Below are 16,350 nucleotides of genomic sequence, written 5' to 3' on the forward strand. Positions count from 1 at the left end.
CCTCAGGTCGCCAGCACGGTCTCGGTGTGCTCGACCTCGGGGGGCGAGGCGAAATACTGGCCGACGAGGCCGCGCCATTCGGCAAAGTTCTCCGAGCCGCGGAAATCGACGGTGTGATTTTCCAGCGTCTCCCACTTCACCATCAGCCGGTAGCGCTGCGGCTTCTCGATCGACTTGTGCAGCTCGAAGCCGTGAAAGCCCTTGGAGCGACCGAAGGCGGCCTTGGCCTTGGCGACAGCCGCCTCAAAATCCTTCTCGCTGCCCGGCTTGATGTCGATTTGCGCGATCTCGGTGACCATCGTTTCCACCCTTCTTGTTTGATGGGCGTGTCTACCGCAGCCGGGGACAAAGAAAAAGGCGCCTGAACGGCGCCCTGGCCGGCCTAAAACGCGGCGCTCTCAGGCGAACAGCAGGACCGTGCCAGCGATGACGAGCGCGCAACCGACGAACAGCGCGAGCGGCCAATAGCTGCGGCTCTGCGTGTAGCGCCCCTGCGCGCGGCGCTCGGTGATGACAGCGGTCTCGTATTCGTCCGCGGTCGAGAACAAACAGGCGAAACCGCCGCGTGCCGAGGCCGCAGCGGCTTCGAGCGACATCAGGGTAGCCTGCGGGTTCTGTCGACGGATCGATTCCATGACCGCAATGGTAGGAACCGAATGGTAAACAGAGGATTACCGCGAGGCCCCTTGAAGGCCTCTTGCGTCTCAGGCCGTGACCGGCTCTGCCTTGGATGGTGTCTTGGGCACACCGATCCGCGCGGCGCTCTGGCGGCGCCAGTTCTCCAGCGACAGCGGCAGCTCCTCCGCCGCCTCGACGCGGTTGCGGCCGCCGCGCTTGGCCTGATAGAGCGCGGTGTCGGCCGAAGCCAGCAGCACCTCGAGCTCGGTGCCGGCCGGCCCGCCGGACACGCCGATGCTGACGGTGGTGTCGACCGCGCCTTCCTCGACCACGACGCCGGAGGTCTCGAACGCCTCGCGCACGCGCTCGGCGACCAGCACGCCTTCCTCCAGCGAGCACGGCAACAAGGCCGCGAACTCTTCGCCGCCGATGCGGCCCGACAGGTCCGAGATGCGCAGATTGCTGACGACGACGGTCGAGAACAATTTCAGCATCTCGTCGCCGGCGGGATGGCCGAAGCGATCGTTGATCGACTTGAAGTGGTCGATGTCGAAGATCATCACGGTAACCGGACGGCCGCCCTTGGCCTCGCGCTCGATCATCCGCGCGCAGGCCTCGGAGAAGCCGCGTCGGTTGAGCATGCCGGTCAGGGGATCGGTGGATGCGGCCGTGCGGTGCGCGGTGACGGTGCGCTCCGACACCAGCATGAAGATCACGAACACGGTGCCGACTGCATAAAGCACGAGCTCGACCGCGAACACGGTGACCCAGACGCTGCCGGAGAAGCCGGCATCGTTCGGGCGCAGGAAGCTGCCGAGCAGGATCGGCAGCATCAGCACGCAGCCGTGCATCACCGGCACCACGAAGGCCGGCCAGCGCCGTTGCAGGCTCTTGCGCCGCTCGACCCAGAGCTCGCTCGCGGTCAGCGCCGCGTAGACCGAGACGATGCCGGCGCCGATGATCATGCGCAGCATGGACGCGGCAGGATCAAGCAGCGTCACGGTCGCGGCCCAGGCGAGCGCGCCGAGCACGAGACCGGGCCAGTTCGGCTTGCGGCCGTGGAAGACGCGCGCCGCATTCCAAACCATACCGCAGGCGACGAAGCCCACCGCATTCAGCGCGAGATAAAGGTGCGGGCCGAGCTTGTCGCCGGTCGCCGTCCATAGCGCGACAGACGCTGCGCCAAGGAGATATGCGGTGCCCCACCATTTCAGCGCGGGACTGTTCTCCTGCCTGCCGAAAAATACCATCATGGCGCCGAGCAATGCGGCAACCATGGTGGCGACCAAATAGAGCGTGATGCTATCGAGCGACATCATGTCGGCCCCCTCTTGAACATAGCAGTTACGCGATCGGCACATCCGACTTGCGCGCCCTTCCAGATGCGACGCTATGTCCGGCGAGTTCCATTGAGGTTTTCACGCGAGGCCAAGTTTTCGGGAAACTCGTCATCAATTTGCGTACAAACGAACAACAAAAAGGGCGCTGAAATCAGCGCCCTTTTGCATTTCATTGAAGCCGCTTTCGCGGCGAATGTGACCGAAGCGATTAACGCTTCGAGAACTGGAAGGACCGGCGGGCCTTGGCCTTGCCGTACTTCTTGCGCTCGACCACGCGCGAGTCGCGGGTGAGGAAGCCGCCCTTCTTGAGCACGGTACGCAGCTCCGGCTCGAAATAGGTCAGCGCCTTGGAGATGCCGTGACGGACGGCACCAGCCTGGCCGGACAGACCGCCGCCGGCGACGGTGCAGATCACGTCGTACTGGCCGGAACGCGCGGCCACGGAGAACGGCTGCTCGATCATCATGCGCAGCACGGGACGAGCGAAATAGACCTCGACCTCGCGCGCGTTGACCGTGACCTTGCCGGCACCCGGCTTGATCCAGACGCGGGCGACCGCGTCCTTGCGCTTGCCGGTGGCGTAGGCGCGGTTGAACTTGTCGACCTTCTTCTCGTGCTTGGGCGCATCGGGCGTCGCCGTCTTGAGCTGCGAGAGCTGGTCGAGCGACTGAATGGATTCGGCCATGATTATGCGGCCCTCGTGTTCTTGCGGTTCAACTTGGCGATGTCGATCTTCTCGGGCGTCTGGGCCTCGTGCGGATGATCGGCGCCGCCGTAAACGCGGAGGTTGCCCATCTGGACGCGACCGAGCGGACCACGCGGGATCATGCGCTCGACGGCCTTCTCGAGCACGCGCTCGGGATGCTTGCCCTCGAGGATCTGGCGCGCGGTGCGCTCCTTGACGTGGCCGACATAGCCGGTGTGCTTATAGTAGGTCTTCTGCTCGCGCTTGCGGCCGGTGAGGACCGCATGCTGGGCGTTGATGATGATGATGTTGTCGCCGCAATCAACGTGAGGCGTGTAGGTCGGGAGATGCTTGCCGCGCAGGCGCATGGCGACGATGGTGGCGAGGCGGCCGACGACCAGACCCTTGGCGTCGATCAGCACCCACTTCTTCGTCACCTCAGCCGGCTTTGCCGAAAAGGTTTTCATATCGGAGTTTCCGTGGACGGGGAGATATCGGCGCGAACACCGCACCGGACTGCGCGGTTTTCTAAAGAAGTGGCGCGTAACGGTCAATGCCCGAGAGCGCAAAATAGACAAGCGAAATCAGTATCTTAAAATTATGGTGCTATAATACCCGCAAAAAGCTCAAACATTTGGAATGGAATAGGTCGATGTGACATGAGCGATCGGATCGGGCGAGGTCCCGGACAACAGGTTCACCTCCCCGACCGCCAGGCGCTTGCCGAGCTTGAGAAGCCGCGCCTCCGCCAGCACGTCCTGCCCGGGCTGGCCCTTGCGCAGGAAATTGATGTTGAGATTGGTGGTGACCGCGAGCCCGATCGGCCCGATCGCCGACAGCAGCACCACGTACATCGCGAAATCGGCCAGTGCCATCAGCGTTGGGCCCGACACGGTTCCGCCGGGCCGCAGCATCTTTTCGCCGTAGCGCTGGCGCAGGAGGCAGGTCTGGCCATCCGCGCTCTCGATCGTGATGTCGTCGCCGCTGAAGGCCTGGGGAAACTCGTCGCGGAGAAACTGCTCAAGCTCCGCCACGCTCATTTTCGCTAATGCCATACCACGCCTCACCCTCGCTTCACGTCGCCTGTTACATTAGGTTATCTGCATCATCCATCTGCGTCATCCAAGTGCAATAATCCAACCGGAAACGCTTCAATGTCCGCCCAGGCAGCCCGCGCCCCCTCTCCGCAACCGCCGATCCTGTTGCGCGAGACAATCGGCAGCATCGCGGTTCTGACGCTCAACCGCCCGGCCGCCCGCAACAGCCTATCGGAGGCGATGATCGCAAGCCTGCATGCCGAGCTCAATGAGATCCGCGACGACAAGGCGATCCGCGGCGTGGTGATCGCGGCTAATGGCCCCGCCTTCTCCGCCGGCCACGACATGAAGGAGCTGACGGCACGCCGCAGCGATCCCGATCGCGGCCGCGCCTTCTTTGCTGAGATGATGAACGCTTGCAGCGCGATGATGCAGGCGATCGTGCATCTGCCAAAACCCGTGGTCTCCGCCGTCCAGGGCATCGCAACTGCGGCCGGCTGCCAGCTCGTGGCGAGCTGCGACCTTGCGATCGCGTCGGAAGCGGCGAGTTTTGCCACGCCCGGCGTCGACATCGGCCTGTTCTGCTCGACACCGATGGTGGCGCTGTCGCGCAACGTGCCGCGCAAGCAGGCGATGGAGATGCTGCTGACGGGTGAGCCGATCCCGGCCGCACGTGCCCGCGAGATCGGCCTCGTCAACCGCGTGGTCGCCGCCGGCACCGAGCGCGACGCCGCGATTGAGCTCGCGCAGCAGGTCGCGCTGAAATCGGCCTACACCGTCAAGCTCGGCAAGGAAGCATTCTACCGCCAGGCCGAGATGAGCCTTGCGGACGCCTATCGCTATGCGGCAGAGGTGATGACCGAGAACATGATGGCGCGCGACGCCGAGGAAGGCATCGGCGCCTTCATCGAGAAGCGCACGCCGACATGGCGGGATGAGTGACTCCCGTCATTGCGAGCGAAGCGAAGCAATCCAGGATTCCTCCGCGGTGACAGTCTGGATTGCTTCGCTTCGCTCGCAATGACAACAAGAAAAGACGACAGATGAACCACGACGCCTATCCCGACAATTACATCCGCGGCATCCTCAACAGCGTGAAGTCGATCGCAATGGTCGGCGCCTCGCCGCAAAATGTGCGGCCGAGCTATTTTGCGTTCAAGTATCTGGCGCAGCGCGGCTACGACATGATCCCGGTCAATCCGGGCCATGTCGGCAAGGACCTGCTCGGAAAACCCTTTGTTGCCTCGCTCTCCGATATCGGCCAGCCCATCGACATGATCGACATCTTCCGCAACTCCAGCCACATCATGCCCGTGGTCGAGGAAGCCCTGACGCTCGATCCGCTGCCGAAGGTGATCTGGATGCAACTGGGGGCGCGTGACGATGCGGCGGCAGAAAAGGCCGAAGCGGCCGGCATCAAGGTGGTGATGAACCGGTGCCCAAAAATCGAATATGGCCGCTTGTCGTCCGAGATTTCCTGGATGGGTGTGAATTCGCGCACGCTGAGTTCCAAGCGCCCGCCGGCACCGACGCAGGGCATGCGGCTATCCCTCAATCGGATGAGTGTCGGCGGTGGCGAGACCGCGGCCTCGGATCGCGCCGCCAAAAACAAGACCGAGCGAAGCTGACGCAATTGCGAAGGATCGATTTCGCGCACGCGACAATGCGTAGCACGATGTGAAGCCGCAGCTTGACGGCGGGCGCTGTGACGATCAGCATGCCGCGCGATTTCAGACCACAAGAACAGGACGCCCTCAATGAGCGATCGCCTTCCGGGATTTTCAACCCTCGCCGTGCATGCCGGTGCACAGCCCGATCCCACCACCGGTGCGCGCGCGACTCCGATTTATCAAACGACGTCTTTCGTCTTCAACGACGCCGACCACGCCGCTTCGCTGTTCGGATTGCAGTCGTTCGGCAACATCTATACCCGCATCGGCAACCCGACCAATGCCGTGCTGGAAGAACGCGTCGCCGCGCTTGAAGGCGGCACCGCCGCGCTCGCGGTTGCCTCGGGCCATGCCGCGCAGGTCGTGGTGTTGCAGCAACTGATGCAACCCGGCGACGAATTCATCGCCGCGCGAAAACTCTATGGCGGCTCGATCAACCAGTTCGCCCACGCGTTCAAGAGCTTTGGCTGGAACGTGGTGTGGGCCGATCCCGATGATGTCGCAAGCTTCGAGCGCGCGGTGACGCCGCGCACCAAGGCTATCTTCATCGAGTCCATCGCCAATCCCGCCGGCAGCATCACCGACATCGAGGCGATCTCGACGGTGGCGCGCAAGGCGGGCGTGCCGCTGATCGTCGACAACACGCTGGCCTCACCCTATCTGATCCGCCCAATCGACCACGGCGCCGACATCGTCGTGCACTCGCTGACGAAATTTTTGGGCGGCCACGGCAATTCGCTCGGCGGCATCATCGTCGATGCCGGCACCTTCGATTGGTCGACGGGCGGCAAATATCCGATGCTCTCCGAGCCGCGGCCGGAATATCACGGCATCCGCCTCCAGGAGACCTTTGGCAATTTCGCCTTCGCGATCGCCTGCCGCGTGCTCGGCCTGCGCGATCTTGGCCCGGCGCTGTCGCCGTTCAATGCCTTCATGATCCTCACCGGCATCGAGACGCTGCCGCTGCGCATGCAGAAGCACTGCGACAACGCCAAGGCGGTGGCCGAATTCCTCGCCGGTCATCCGGCGGTGGCCGCGGTGAATTATTCGGGCCTTGCCAGCGACAAGTACAACCAGCTCGCGCGCAAATATGCGCCGAAGGGCGCGGGCGCGGTGTTCACCTTCAGCCTGAAGGGCGGCTATGACGCCGGCGTCAGCCTGGTGTCGAAATTGCAGCTGTTCTCGCATCTGGCCAATGTCGGCGACACCCGCTCGCTCGTCATCCATCCCGCCTCGACCACGCACAGCCAGCTCGACGACGCCGCCAAGGTCAAGTCCGGCGCCGGTCCCGACGTGGTGCGGCTCTCGATCGGCATCGAGGACAAGGAAGACCTGATCGCCGATCTGGAACAGGCGCTGGCGGCTTAGTATTCCTTGCCGTCCGAGGCATGCGAAAGCGCGCCCCGGAACGCGCCCTCGTTAACAGTCATTAACCATATCTGCCGCATACATCGTCCTTGGATCGCCCTTTTTGATTCGGAGCCGACGATGCTGCGCTGGATGGTGCCTGCCCTTGCGGCGATGCTGACGGTGTCAAGCGCGCTCGCCGCCGATCTGCCGGCCACGCCGAAACGGCGGGCCGCCGCTCCGCAGCAAGAGCCGCCAAAAGTCTATGTCGAAACCGATCCGGACGCGCTGATCTCGCCGGCCTATGGCATCGGCAGCTACATTCGCAACCTGCCGGGCACGCCGCTGCTGCCGGGCTCGCATACGCTGCCGGGCAATTACGGCCGTCCCTGGGACTACGACTATCAGGGCTCGTATTACGGCGGCAAGCAGGTCGATTATTTCTGGCGACTGCCGTACTCGTGCGGCATCTACGGCTATTGCTAGCCGGGCTGCCCCACTGGAACCACGCGCGGCTGTGCTTCCGCGCTTTGCCGTGAGGCCAGCCGCTCCGCCTGCATCACCGCAAGCGTGAGCACCACGATCGCGACGGCCTGGTGCGAAAGCGCGAGGTCAATCGGTACCTGATTGAGCAGCGTAAGGATGCCAAGCACCGCCTGCAAACTCACCGCGCCCAACAGCCAGAGCGCGCCACTCGCCACCGAACCTGCGCGAGACCGCACCGCATCTAACGCGTGCAGCGCCGCGAGCGCGAACAGCGCATAGGCCGTCATGCGGTGCTCGAACTGCACGGTCAGCACATTGTCGAACATGTTGCGCCACCACGGCGTCTCGAACCACAGCCGGTCCGCGGGCGGAATGAACGCGCCGTCGATCTGAGGCCAGGTGTTGTAGGCGCGCCCCGCGCGCAGGCCCGCAACCAGCGCGCCAAAATAGATCTGGACGAAGGTCACGACGAGAAGCAACCCGCTCGTCAACCGCAGCCGCGCGGGCGCTGCGATCTGCGGCCGGTCTGCAAGCCGCCGCACAGTCCAGACGATGCCGGCGAAGATCAGGAGAGCGAGCACCAGATGTGTCGCCAGCCGATATTGCGACACCTCGACGCGCTCGGAGAGGCCCGAAGCCACCATCCACCAGCCGACTGCGCCCTGGAGCCCGCCGAGTGCAAACAAGAACCACAGCCGCCGCTTCAATTCACCGGACAAGCCGCCGCGCCACAGGAAGAACAGGAATGGCAGCAGATAGGCGATGCCGATGAAACGGCCGAGCAGCCGGTGGCTCCATTCCCACCAGAAGATCTCCTTGAACTCGGACAGGCTCATGCCGGCGTTGAGCTCGCGATATTGCGGGATCTTCTTGTAGGCCTCGAAGGCGTCGGTCCACTGCGCCTCTGAAAGCGGCGGCATGCTGCCGGTGACCGGCTTCCATTCGACGATCGAGAGACCGGATTCCGTCAGGCGCGTCGCACCTCCGACCAGCACCATCAGCGCGATCAAGGCGGCTACGGAAATCAGCCACCAGCGCACGGCGCGATGCGGCTTGGTCAAGGCGGAATTCGTCGTCATGTCAGGGGTCGAAACCAAGGCTTGAACCGGACTGCGTGCCCCTTATAGTCCCCCGCTCCCGCAGCGCAAGTTACGCGAAAGCCGCAATATTCCGCCATGACGATCCGCACCCGCAAGTTCCTCGGCGCCATCCTGCTCCTGGTGCTGGCCACCGTCTGGGCCCTGCTCGGCATGGCGGCGGCGCAGATGCCGTGGATCGCGGAGTCCGGCTGGCGGCAGGCGATCTATTACGTGGTGGTCGGCATGGGTTGGGTGCTGCCGGCGATGCCGATCGTGAGCTGGATGCAGCGGCCCGACCGCGCCAAATCTAGTTCGTAACGGCGCCGGTCGGTTTTACCGGCGGAAACGCAATTCCGGACACCAGGACGCGCATCATGCGCAGCGAGCGTACCCTTCCGTCCCAGGAAATCCGCGGCAGCGCGCGCAGATTGGTGCGCCCCTCCGCATCCACGATGCCCGGCAGCGTCGACACCGCGCTGGCAAAGCCGGCCTCCTCCGCCATCACGACGTGGGTGCGCCGGAACGAGGCGCGATCGCCGAACGGAAACGCCAGATGCCGTATCTCGCGGCCGAAGGCCGCTTCCGCGACCGCCTTGCCCATCGTGATCTCGCGCAGCGCAGCCGTGTCCTTCATGTTGGCGAGAACGGGATAGTTCACGGTCGCATTGCCGATCGTCACCAGCGGATCGGCTGCGAGCTTCGCCAGATCCTCCCAATTCATCGACGCTTCGCGCGAGAGCGTGGCGAGATCGATCCGGTAGCGGGTGCAGAGATCGGCGATCGCAGCCGACAGCTGCGCCGGCGTCAGCGAGCGCAACCAGCCCTCGACGAACGAGAACAGCGCCTGCTTCTCGGCATTGCCTGTGACGGTGAAGCGCTGCTCCCTGTCACCCATCATCAGGCTGAGGCGGCTCTCGCGCGCAATCACCTGTTCGAGCCCGAGCCACCACGCTTCGCCGACGCCATCGGGAAAGGCGGTCGGAACGTAGACAGTGAACGGAACCGCGTGGCGCGCCAATATCGGATAGGCAAAGCTGATGAGGTCCTTGGCAGCGCCATCGAAGGTGAGCGCCACGAAGCGCCGTTTCTCCGGCAACGTCACCGCGCGCCGGCAGACCTCGTCCATGCCAATAAAGTCATACTTCCAGCGCTTCAGCGCGCGAATGGTGCGATCGAGGAATTGCGGCGTGATCTCGTTTTCGCGCAACGGCTGGAACGCACCGCTCCGCCGTGGCCGCACCCGCTCGAAGCGCAGGATGGCGCCCTCGCCGCGGCTGCGCAGCAACGGCTGGCCGGTGAACCAGGCCAGTTCAAGCCGCAACCGCTCCAGCCATCTGTCGTCGGATGCCAATATCCCACCTTCGCGTAGGCCGGCGGCCTGTTCCCTCGCTTATTGTCATTACCCTTTGTTGACCTTTCTTTGCAAAGGTCGGCCACAAGCCGAAATACGCATTTTTTGATTTCTCGACAGGTTTCGCGAATGACCATGGCTGCGGCGATGCAAAGCCGGACGGCAGAAGCGCCAGCGCGGTCGAAAGCGAGCCGCATCGCGCATGTCGACATCGTCGCCGATCTCGGCCAGGCCGAGCCGGTCTGGCGCGCCTTCGAAGAACCCGGCCATCTCTCCACGCCCTATCAACGGTTCGATATGTTGAGCCCCTGGCAGCGGCTGGTTGGGAGCCACGAAGGCGCGCTGCCCTTCATCGTGATTGCCCGAGATGCCGAGCAAAAGCCGCTCGCGCTGCTGCCGCTGTCGCTCCGCCAAAGTCATGGCGTGCGCACCGCCTGCTTCATGGGCGGCAAGCATACGACCTTCAACATGGGGCTGTGGAACGCCGAGTTCGCCGCGCAGGCGGTCGTCGCTGATCTCGACGCGCTGGTTGCGCCGTTGCGCGGGCATGTCGACGTGCTCTCGCTGATGCAACAGCCCAAGCGCTGGCACGACCAGCAGAACCCGTTCGCGCTGCTGCCGAGGCAGAGCGCGATCAACGGCTGCCCGCTGCTGGTGATGGAGCCCGGTGGCCCGCCGGCGTCCCGGATCAGCAATTCCTTCCGCCGCCGCCTCAAGAGCAAGGAGAAGAAGCTCCAGGCACTCGCCGGCTATCGCTATCACCTCGCCACCACCGATGCGGACGTCACCCGCCTGCTCGACTGGTTCTTCCGCATCAAGCCGGCGCGGATGGCCGAACAGAAGCTGCCGAACGTGTTCGCCGAGCCGGGCGTCGAACAGTTCATCCGCAGCGCATGCCTTTCGACGCGCGGCGAAGGCCGCGTCATCGACGTCCACGCGCTCGAATGCGACGACGAAGTCATCGCGATCTTCGCCGGCGTCGCCGATGGCCAGCGCTTCTCGATGATGTTCAACACCTACACGCTGTCGGAGCATGCGCGCTACAGCCCCGGCCTGATCCTGATGCGCAACATCATCGACCGCTACGCCGAGCGTGGCTACCGCTCGCTCGACCTCGGCATCGGCTCGGACGAGTACAAGCGGATGTTCTGCAAGGATGACGAGGACATTTTTGACAGCTTCGTCCCCCTGACCCCGCGCGGCAAGCTCGCGGCGATGGCGATGTCCTCGCTCAACCACGGCAAGCGGCTGGTGAAGCAGAACCAGATGCTGTTCGACCTGGCACGAAGGCTGCGCCAGGCGTTCGGCTAAAGCATGATCCGGAAAAGTGCGAAGCGGTTTTCCGAAAAGATCATGCTCAAATAATAACCTAAAGCGCGATGACGATTCATCCTAATCTCATCGCGCTTTAGAATAGCCTACGCCGCCACCACGCGCGGTGCGGGCTCGCCGGCATCCGACGGCTGCACCGGCCTGCTGAGCATCGTCACCTCGCTGAAACCAACCGCCCTCAGCTGCTCGCACATCAGCGCGCGCGCATCCGGTTCCATCGACGCATCGGGCACCACGACGGCGCGGGCATTCGCCGTCAGCAGTTCCGCCGGCAGATCGGAGGCACTTCCGGCATCGATCAGCACGTGATCGTAGGCGCGCAGCAGCGCGTCGATCGCAAGCGTGACCCGCGGCGATTGAAGCAGACTGCGGTCGAAGCCTGGACGGCCGGCCGCAACCAGTTGCAGCCGCGAGAGCCTGTCCTTGGTGATCACTTGCGCAAACGTAGCTTCGCCCTGCATCAGCTCGGCAAGGCCGGGAGCCATCGGATCGGCGGACACTGCGGCAATCGTCGGCGAAGATCCGGCGAGATCGACCACGACGACGCGGGCATCGCGCGCCAGATGGCGGGCGAGCGTCAGCGTCGACAGCGTGATGGCATCGCCCGATGCGGTGCCGAGCACCGTGATCTTCTTTGCCGCAGCACCCGCGGCGCGCAGGTTCTCGGCCAATTGCCCGATCTCCGCGAATTCGCTGACAACCGCATCGGCCGTCATCTCCGGCTGTAGCGGCGCGGATTCCGCCACCACGGGATCGACGACGGGTTCATGACGAACCACTGCCGCCGCCGGAATCAGCGCGGCAACGGCACGCGGCGCGGTCTGGCGCAGGAGTTCGCCGGTGACGACGAGACCGGACGAGAGCAGCAGCGTCGCCAGCGTCGCGATCAGCACGATCGGCAGCTTCTTCGGATAGGCCGGCGTGTTCGAGACGATGGCGCGCGAAATGATGCGGCCTTCCGTCGGCGCGGTATCGATGCTCTCGCGGGTGCTGGCCTCGCGATACTTCCCAAGATACGTCTCGAGCAGGTCGCGCTGCGCCTTGGCCTCACGCTCGAGCGCGCGGAGCTGGACGTCCTGGCCGTTGGTCGACGTCGCCTGCTTCTTGAGCTGATCGAGGCTCGTGGTCAGATTGTCAACCCGGCCGCCGGCGATCCGCGCGTCGCTTTCGAGCGAGCGCGAAATCTTGGCCGCCTCGTCGCGAATTTGGTTGTCGAGATCGCCGAGCTGCGCCTTCAGCTCCTTGATCCGCGGGTGATTGCCAAGCAGCGTGGACGATTGTTCGGCGAGCTGCGCCCGCAGCGTCACGCGCTGCTCCGACAGCCGCCGCATCAATTCGGAGTTCACGACCTCGGACGCCTCGATCGGCTTGCCGCTCTGGAGCATCTCCTTGATCAGCCGCGCCCTGGATTCCGCGTCCGCCCTCATCGAGCGCGCGTTGTTGAGCTGGGTGTTGACCTCACCCATCTGCTGGTTCGACAGGGTGGTGTTGTTGGTGCCGACGAAGAGAGACGACTTGGAACGGAAATCCTCGACCTTGGCCTCGGCGTCAGACACCTTCTTGCGCAGACTCTCGATTTCGCCCGAAAGCCACTGGCTGGCGTTGCGCGCCTGGTCCTGGCGCGCGTTCTGCTGGAGCACGAGATAGCCGTCGGCGATCGAATTGGCGACGCGCACGGCGAGATCGGGATCCTGCGACTGGAATTCGACCACGATCACGCGCGACTTGTCGACGGCATAGGCCTGGAGGCGATCGTAATAGGCGTCGAGCACGCGCTCTTCCGGCGTCATCGAGAACGGATCGCGGCCGATGCCGACCAGCGCCGCAAGCGATTTCAGCGGCGAGACGCCTTGCAGCACCGGATCGAATTCCGGCCGCTCCGCAAGCTTGTTCTTCCTGATGATCTCGCGCGCGAGATCACGCGACAGCACGAGCTGGACCTGGCTCGTCACGGCCTCGGGGTCGAGCGCCTGTCGCTCCTCGGTGCTGCGGTCGCTGCTCGGCCGCAGGAATACGTTTTCGCGGCCGTCGATCAGGATGCGCGATTCGGACTTGTAGCGTGGCGTGATGAGATTGACGATGGCGACCGACGCGACGAGGGCCAGCACCGTCGGCACGATGATCCAGCTGCGCTTGCGCGCCAGCGCGCCGCCGAGCGCGTGCAGATCGATGTCACCGGATTCGGCTGGCGCCGGCTTCACGGCAACGGGCGCCGGTTTGGCTTCAACCTTGGGCTCGATCTCAGGCCTGGCTTCGGCTTTAAGCTTCGACACAGCCCGCTCGACGACCGCCTTGTCCTTGCCGGCACGCCAGAACGCTAAACGCATCGAACACTCCCGCAGGGCAACGCCACTGATCTACCTCAACCGGGGCGATTACACTCCATTAAGGTTGCCGCTGGGTTAATCGCGGCATCCCGCGACCGGCGCATGCGCGCTCGTCATCGTTTGTTAACCACGAGGGCTCTTAATCTATCTCGATATTTCGAGAACTTTGTTCGGCATTCGCCGTCGAGCGCTGGTTTTAATCATGCCCCCCTCTCCCGACCAGCCGCTTCGCATCCTCCACGCCGTTCGCGCTCCGGTCGGCGGCATCATTCGTCATATCCTTGACCTCGCCAACGGCCAGGTCGATCGCGGCCATCATGTCGGAATTCTCGCTGACAGCCTCACCGGCGGCGAGCGCGCCGACAAGGCGCTGGCTGAGCTCGCGCCAAGGCTGAAGCTCGGCGTGCATCGGATCGCGATCCGCCGCGAACCATCACCGGAAGACTTTATGGTGTGGCTTCGGATGCGGCGCCTGATCGGCAAGCTCAAGCCCGACGTCATGCACGGCCACGGCGCCAAGGCCGGCGCCTTCGTCCGCATGCGGCGGCGCGCCGACGACACCATCCGCATCTACACCCCGCATGGCGGCTCGCTGCACTACCCGCTCAACACCCTGAAGGGCGAGTTTTACGCGCGGCTCGAGCGGACGCTGATGGATGCGACCGACTTGTTCCTGTTCGAGAGCGCCTTTGCCCGCGACACCTATCAGCGCATCGTCGGCACGCCCAAGGGCGTGGTGCATTGCGTCTTCAACGGCGTAACGCCCGAAGAATTCGAACCCGTCATCATCGCCGATGATGCCACCGACCTCGCCTATGTCGGCGAGTTCCGGCACATCAAGGGCGCCGACCTGCTGGTCGATGCGGTGGCGCGACTGCACGCGGGCGGCAAGAAGGTCACGCTGACGCTCGGCGGCGATGGCGAAGAGACCGCCGCGCTGAAGGCGCAAGTGGAGAAGCTCGGCCTTGGCGGCGCGATCCGCTTCATCGGCCACGTCAAGGCACGCTACGGCTTTTCCAAGGGGCGGCTCCTGGTCGTGCCCTCGCGCGGCGATTCCATGCCTTATGTCGTGATCGAGGCGGGTGCGGCCGGCATCCCCATGATCGCGGCGCGCGTCGGCGGCATCCCCGAGATCTTTGGCAGCGAGAGCCCGGCGCTGTTCGCAGCGAGCAACGCCGAGGCCATGGCCGAGGCGATCGCAGCCGCGCTCGAAAACCCGCAAGGAACAGCGCAGCGTGCGACATCGCTCCGCGAGCGGATATCGGCGCACTTCTCCCAGCAGGCCATGGTCGACGGCGTGCTCGCGGGTTACCGCGCCGCATTTGCAAATCATTAACCATCCTTAAGGCCGCTTTAGAGAATCTTCCGATTTGTCCGTTATCCGATGAGCCTGGGGGATGCCCGCCCGGGACGTACAGCCGTGGCCCTGGGCTGTTGGAATGGACGTGGACGCCCGTGGAACCGCTCAACGCACGCTCGATGCTCGATGCCGCGACCAGCGCCGCGGCCAAGCCGGCTGAAACAGCCTTCGTCGAACGCCGCCGCCGGCTGACGTCGGCTGCGCTCGATGTCGTCAACCAGAAGGTCGCCCGTGCCTATTCGCCGATCGTGATCACCGGCGTCGTGCGCGCTGCCGACTTCGTGCTGCTGAGCCTCGTCGGCATCGCCCTGTTTGTCGGCTATGTCATGCCACTGTCCGGCTTCAGCTGGGTTTATCCGGCGGAGGTCATCGCCGTCGCGGTCGCCGCCGTGGTCTGCTTTCAGGCCGCCGACATCTACCAGGTTCAGCTGTTCCGCGGGCAGCTCCGGCAGATGACGCGGATGATCTCGTCCTGGTCGTTCGTCTTCCTGCTGTTTATCGGCATTTCTTTCTTCGCGAAATTCGGCAGCGATATCTCGCGGCTGTGGCTTGCCGCGTTCTATTTCCTCGGCCTCGCGGCGCTGGTCGCCGAGCGCCTTGTCCTCCGCTCGCTCGTGCGCAACTGGGCGCGCCAGGGCCGGCTCGACCGCCGCACCATCATCGTCGGCTCCGACCTCAACGGCGAGAAGCTGGTTGAGGCGCTCAACGCGCAGGAGGATTCCGACATCCATGTGCTCGGCGTGTTCGACGACCGCAACGACAGTCGCGCGCTCGACACCTGCGCCGGCGCGCGCAAGCTCGGCAAGGTCGACGACATCGTCGAATTCGCCCGCCGCACCCGCGTCGATCTCGTGCTGTTCGCTTTGCCGATCTCGGCGGAGACGCGCATCCTGGAGATGCTGAAGAAGCTCTGGGTGCTACCGGTCGACATCCGCCTCTCCGCGCACACCAACAAGCTGCGCTTCCGTCCCCGCTCCTATTCCTATCTCGGCGAGGTGCCGACGCTCGACGTGTTCGAGGCGCCGATCACCGACTGGGATCTGGTGATGAAATGGCTGTTCGACCGCATCGTCGGTGGCCTCGCGCTGCTCGCCGCGCTTCCGGTGATGGCACTGGTGGCCTTGGCAGTGAGGCTCGACAGTCCCGGTCCCGTCCTGTTCCGGCAGAAGCGGTTCGGCTTCAACAATGAGCGCATCGACGTCTACAAGTTCCGCTCGATGTATCATCACCAGGCCGACCCGACCGCGTCGAAGGTCGTGACCAAGAACGATCCGCGCGTCACCCGCGTCGGTCGCTTCATCCGCAAGACCAGCCTCGACGAGCTGCCGCAGCTCTTCAACGTGCTGTTCTCCGGCAATCTCTCCCTGGTCGGCCCGCGCCCGCACGCCGTGCAGGGCAAGCTTCAGAGCCGGCTGTTCGACGAGGCCGTCGACGGCTATTTCGCCCGCCACCGCGTCAAACCCGGCATCACCGGCTGGGCCCAGATCAACGGCTGGCGCGGCGAAATCGACAATGAAGAGAAGATCCAGAAGCGCGTCGAGTTCGACCTCTATTACATCGAGAACTGGTCGGTGCTGTTCGACCTCTACATTCTCCTGAAGACGCCGATCTCGCTGCTGACCAAGAACGAGAACGCGTATTGAGTTGATTTTCTCCGTCATGCCCCGGCTTGACCGGGGCATCCAGTACTCCGCAGCGCCAGCCGTTTTCTCCAATGC

At 64.3% G+C, this 16,350-nt stretch carries 17 protein-coding genes; 8 read left to right on the top strand and 9 right to left on the bottom strand.

Going from position 1 to position 16,350, the window contains the following annotated elements; genetic code table 11:
* Positions 1-2 precede the first annotated feature (2 nt).
* The 6 genes from UB31_RS35165 to UB31_RS35190 form a co-directional block, all read right to left on the bottom strand.
* Positions 3-299: an antibiotic biosynthesis monooxygenase family protein gene (locus UB31_RS35165; protein WP_045003144.1), complete on the bottom strand. Its 297-nt coding sequence runs from the start codon at positions 297-299 to the stop codon at positions 3-5.
* Positions 300-398: 99 nt separating this feature from the next.
* Positions 399-635, bottom strand: coding sequence for a hypothetical protein (locus UB31_RS35170; protein ID WP_045014142.1), 237 nt, complete (start codon positions 633-635; stop codon positions 399-401).
* Positions 636-704: 69 nt separating this feature from the next.
* A complete protein-coding gene (locus tag UB31_RS35175; protein WP_045003146.1) occupies positions 705-1,937 on the bottom strand; it encodes a GGDEF domain-containing protein in 1,233 nt (410 codons plus the stop codon).
* A 229-nt stretch (positions 1,938-2,166) separates the two neighbouring features.
* Positions 2,167-2,643 carry a 30S ribosomal protein S9 gene (gene rpsI, locus UB31_RS35180; protein WP_045014143.1) on the bottom strand — a complete coding sequence of 159 codons (477 nt, stop codon included), beginning with the start codon at positions 2,641-2,643 and terminating at the stop codon, positions 2,167-2,169.
* 2 nt (positions 2,644-2,645) lie between these two features.
* Complete coding sequence (gene rplM / locus UB31_RS35185; RefSeq protein WP_018455120.1) at positions 2,646-3,110, bottom strand: 50S ribosomal protein L13; 465 nt, start codon at positions 3,108-3,110, stop codon at positions 2,646-2,648.
* A gap of 159 nt (positions 3,111-3,269) precedes the next feature.
* Positions 3,270-3,698 carry a PaaI family thioesterase gene (locus UB31_RS35190; protein ID WP_045003148.1) on the bottom strand — a complete coding sequence of 143 codons (429 nt, stop codon included), beginning with the start codon at positions 3,696-3,698 and terminating at the stop codon, positions 3,270-3,272.
* 99 nt (positions 3,699-3,797) lie between these two features.
* Here UB31_RS35190 and UB31_RS35195 point away from each other — a divergent pair, with 99 nt between their 5' ends.
* The 4 genes from UB31_RS35195 to UB31_RS35210 all read left to right on the top strand — a co-directional run bounded on the left by UB31_RS35195 (position 3,798) and on the right by UB31_RS35210 (position 7,183).
* Positions 3,798-4,622 carry an enoyl-CoA hydratase gene (locus UB31_RS35195; RefSeq protein WP_045014144.1) on the top strand — a complete coding sequence of 275 codons (825 nt, stop codon included), beginning with the start codon at positions 3,798-3,800 and terminating at the stop codon, positions 4,620-4,622.
* 101 nt (positions 4,623-4,723) lie between these two features.
* Entirely contained in the window at positions 4,724-5,308 is a 585-nt protein-coding gene (locus tag UB31_RS35200; RefSeq protein WP_045014145.1) for a CoA-binding protein, read from the top strand.
* 129 nt (positions 5,309-5,437) lie between these two features.
* A complete protein-coding gene (locus UB31_RS35205; protein ID WP_045003151.1) occupies positions 5,438-6,718 on the top strand; it encodes an O-acetylhomoserine aminocarboxypropyltransferase in 1,281 nt (426 codons plus the stop codon).
* 120 nt (positions 6,719-6,838) lie between these two features.
* Positions 6,839-7,183, top strand: coding sequence for a hypothetical protein (locus UB31_RS35210; RefSeq protein ID WP_045014146.1), 345 nt, complete (start codon positions 6,839-6,841; stop codon positions 7,181-7,183).
* Here UB31_RS35210 and UB31_RS35215 read toward each other — a convergent pair.
* Complete coding sequence (locus UB31_RS35215) at positions 7,180-8,262, bottom strand: COX15/CtaA family protein (protein ID WP_045014147.1); 1,083 nt, start codon at positions 8,260-8,262, stop codon at positions 7,180-7,182. The genes UB31_RS35210 and UB31_RS35215 overlap by 4 nt on opposite strands.
* 96 nt (positions 8,263-8,358) lie before the next feature.
* Here UB31_RS35215 and UB31_RS35220 point away from each other — a divergent pair, with 96 nt between their 5' ends.
* Positions 8,359-8,580, top strand: coding sequence for a DUF2842 domain-containing protein (locus tag UB31_RS35220; protein ID WP_045003154.1), 222 nt, complete (start codon positions 8,359-8,361; stop codon positions 8,578-8,580).
* On the opposite strand, the gene UB31_RS35225 is transcribed toward UB31_RS35220, so the two are convergent.
* Positions 8,570-9,613 (bottom strand): polysaccharide deacetylase family protein, encoded by a 1,044-nt coding sequence (locus UB31_RS35225; RefSeq protein ID WP_045014148.1) that lies wholly within the window; start codon positions 9,611-9,613, stop codon positions 8,570-8,572. The two genes, UB31_RS35220 and UB31_RS35225, sit on opposite strands and share 11 nt — an antisense overlap.
* A gap of 129 nt (positions 9,614-9,742) precedes the next feature.
* On the opposite strand from UB31_RS35225, the gene UB31_RS35230 reads away from it, so the two are divergent.
* Positions 9,743-10,924, top strand: coding sequence for a GNAT family N-acetyltransferase (locus tag UB31_RS35230; protein ID WP_045014149.1), 1,182 nt, complete (start codon positions 9,743-9,745; stop codon positions 10,922-10,924).
* Positions 10,925-11,031: 107 nt separating this feature from the next.
* Here the strand turns inward: UB31_RS35230 and UB31_RS35235 are convergent, their stop codons facing one another.
* Positions 11,032-13,272, bottom strand: coding sequence for a GumC family protein (locus UB31_RS35235; protein ID WP_045014150.1), 2,241 nt, complete (start codon positions 13,270-13,272; stop codon positions 11,032-11,034).
* A gap of 202 nt (positions 13,273-13,474) precedes the next feature.
* Here UB31_RS35235 and UB31_RS35240 point away from each other — a divergent pair, with 202 nt between their 5' ends.
* Together UB31_RS35240 and UB31_RS35245 are read left to right on the top strand one after the other, a co-directional pair.
* Positions 13,475-14,608: a glycosyltransferase family 4 protein gene (locus tag UB31_RS35240; protein WP_045014151.1), complete on the top strand. Its 1,134-nt coding sequence runs from the start codon at positions 13,475-13,477 to the stop codon at positions 14,606-14,608.
* A gap of 119 nt (positions 14,609-14,727) precedes the next feature.
* Positions 14,728-16,275, top strand: coding sequence for an undecaprenyl-phosphate glucose phosphotransferase (locus UB31_RS35245; protein ID WP_045014152.1), 1,548 nt, complete (start codon positions 14,728-14,730; stop codon positions 16,273-16,275).
* The last annotated feature ends 75 nt before the right edge of the window (positions 16,276-16,350 follow it).

The organism is Bradyrhizobium sp. LTSP849, assembly GCF_000938255.1.
Taxonomy (GTDB): domain Bacteria; phylum Pseudomonadota; class Alphaproteobacteria; order Rhizobiales; family Xanthobacteraceae; genus Bradyrhizobium.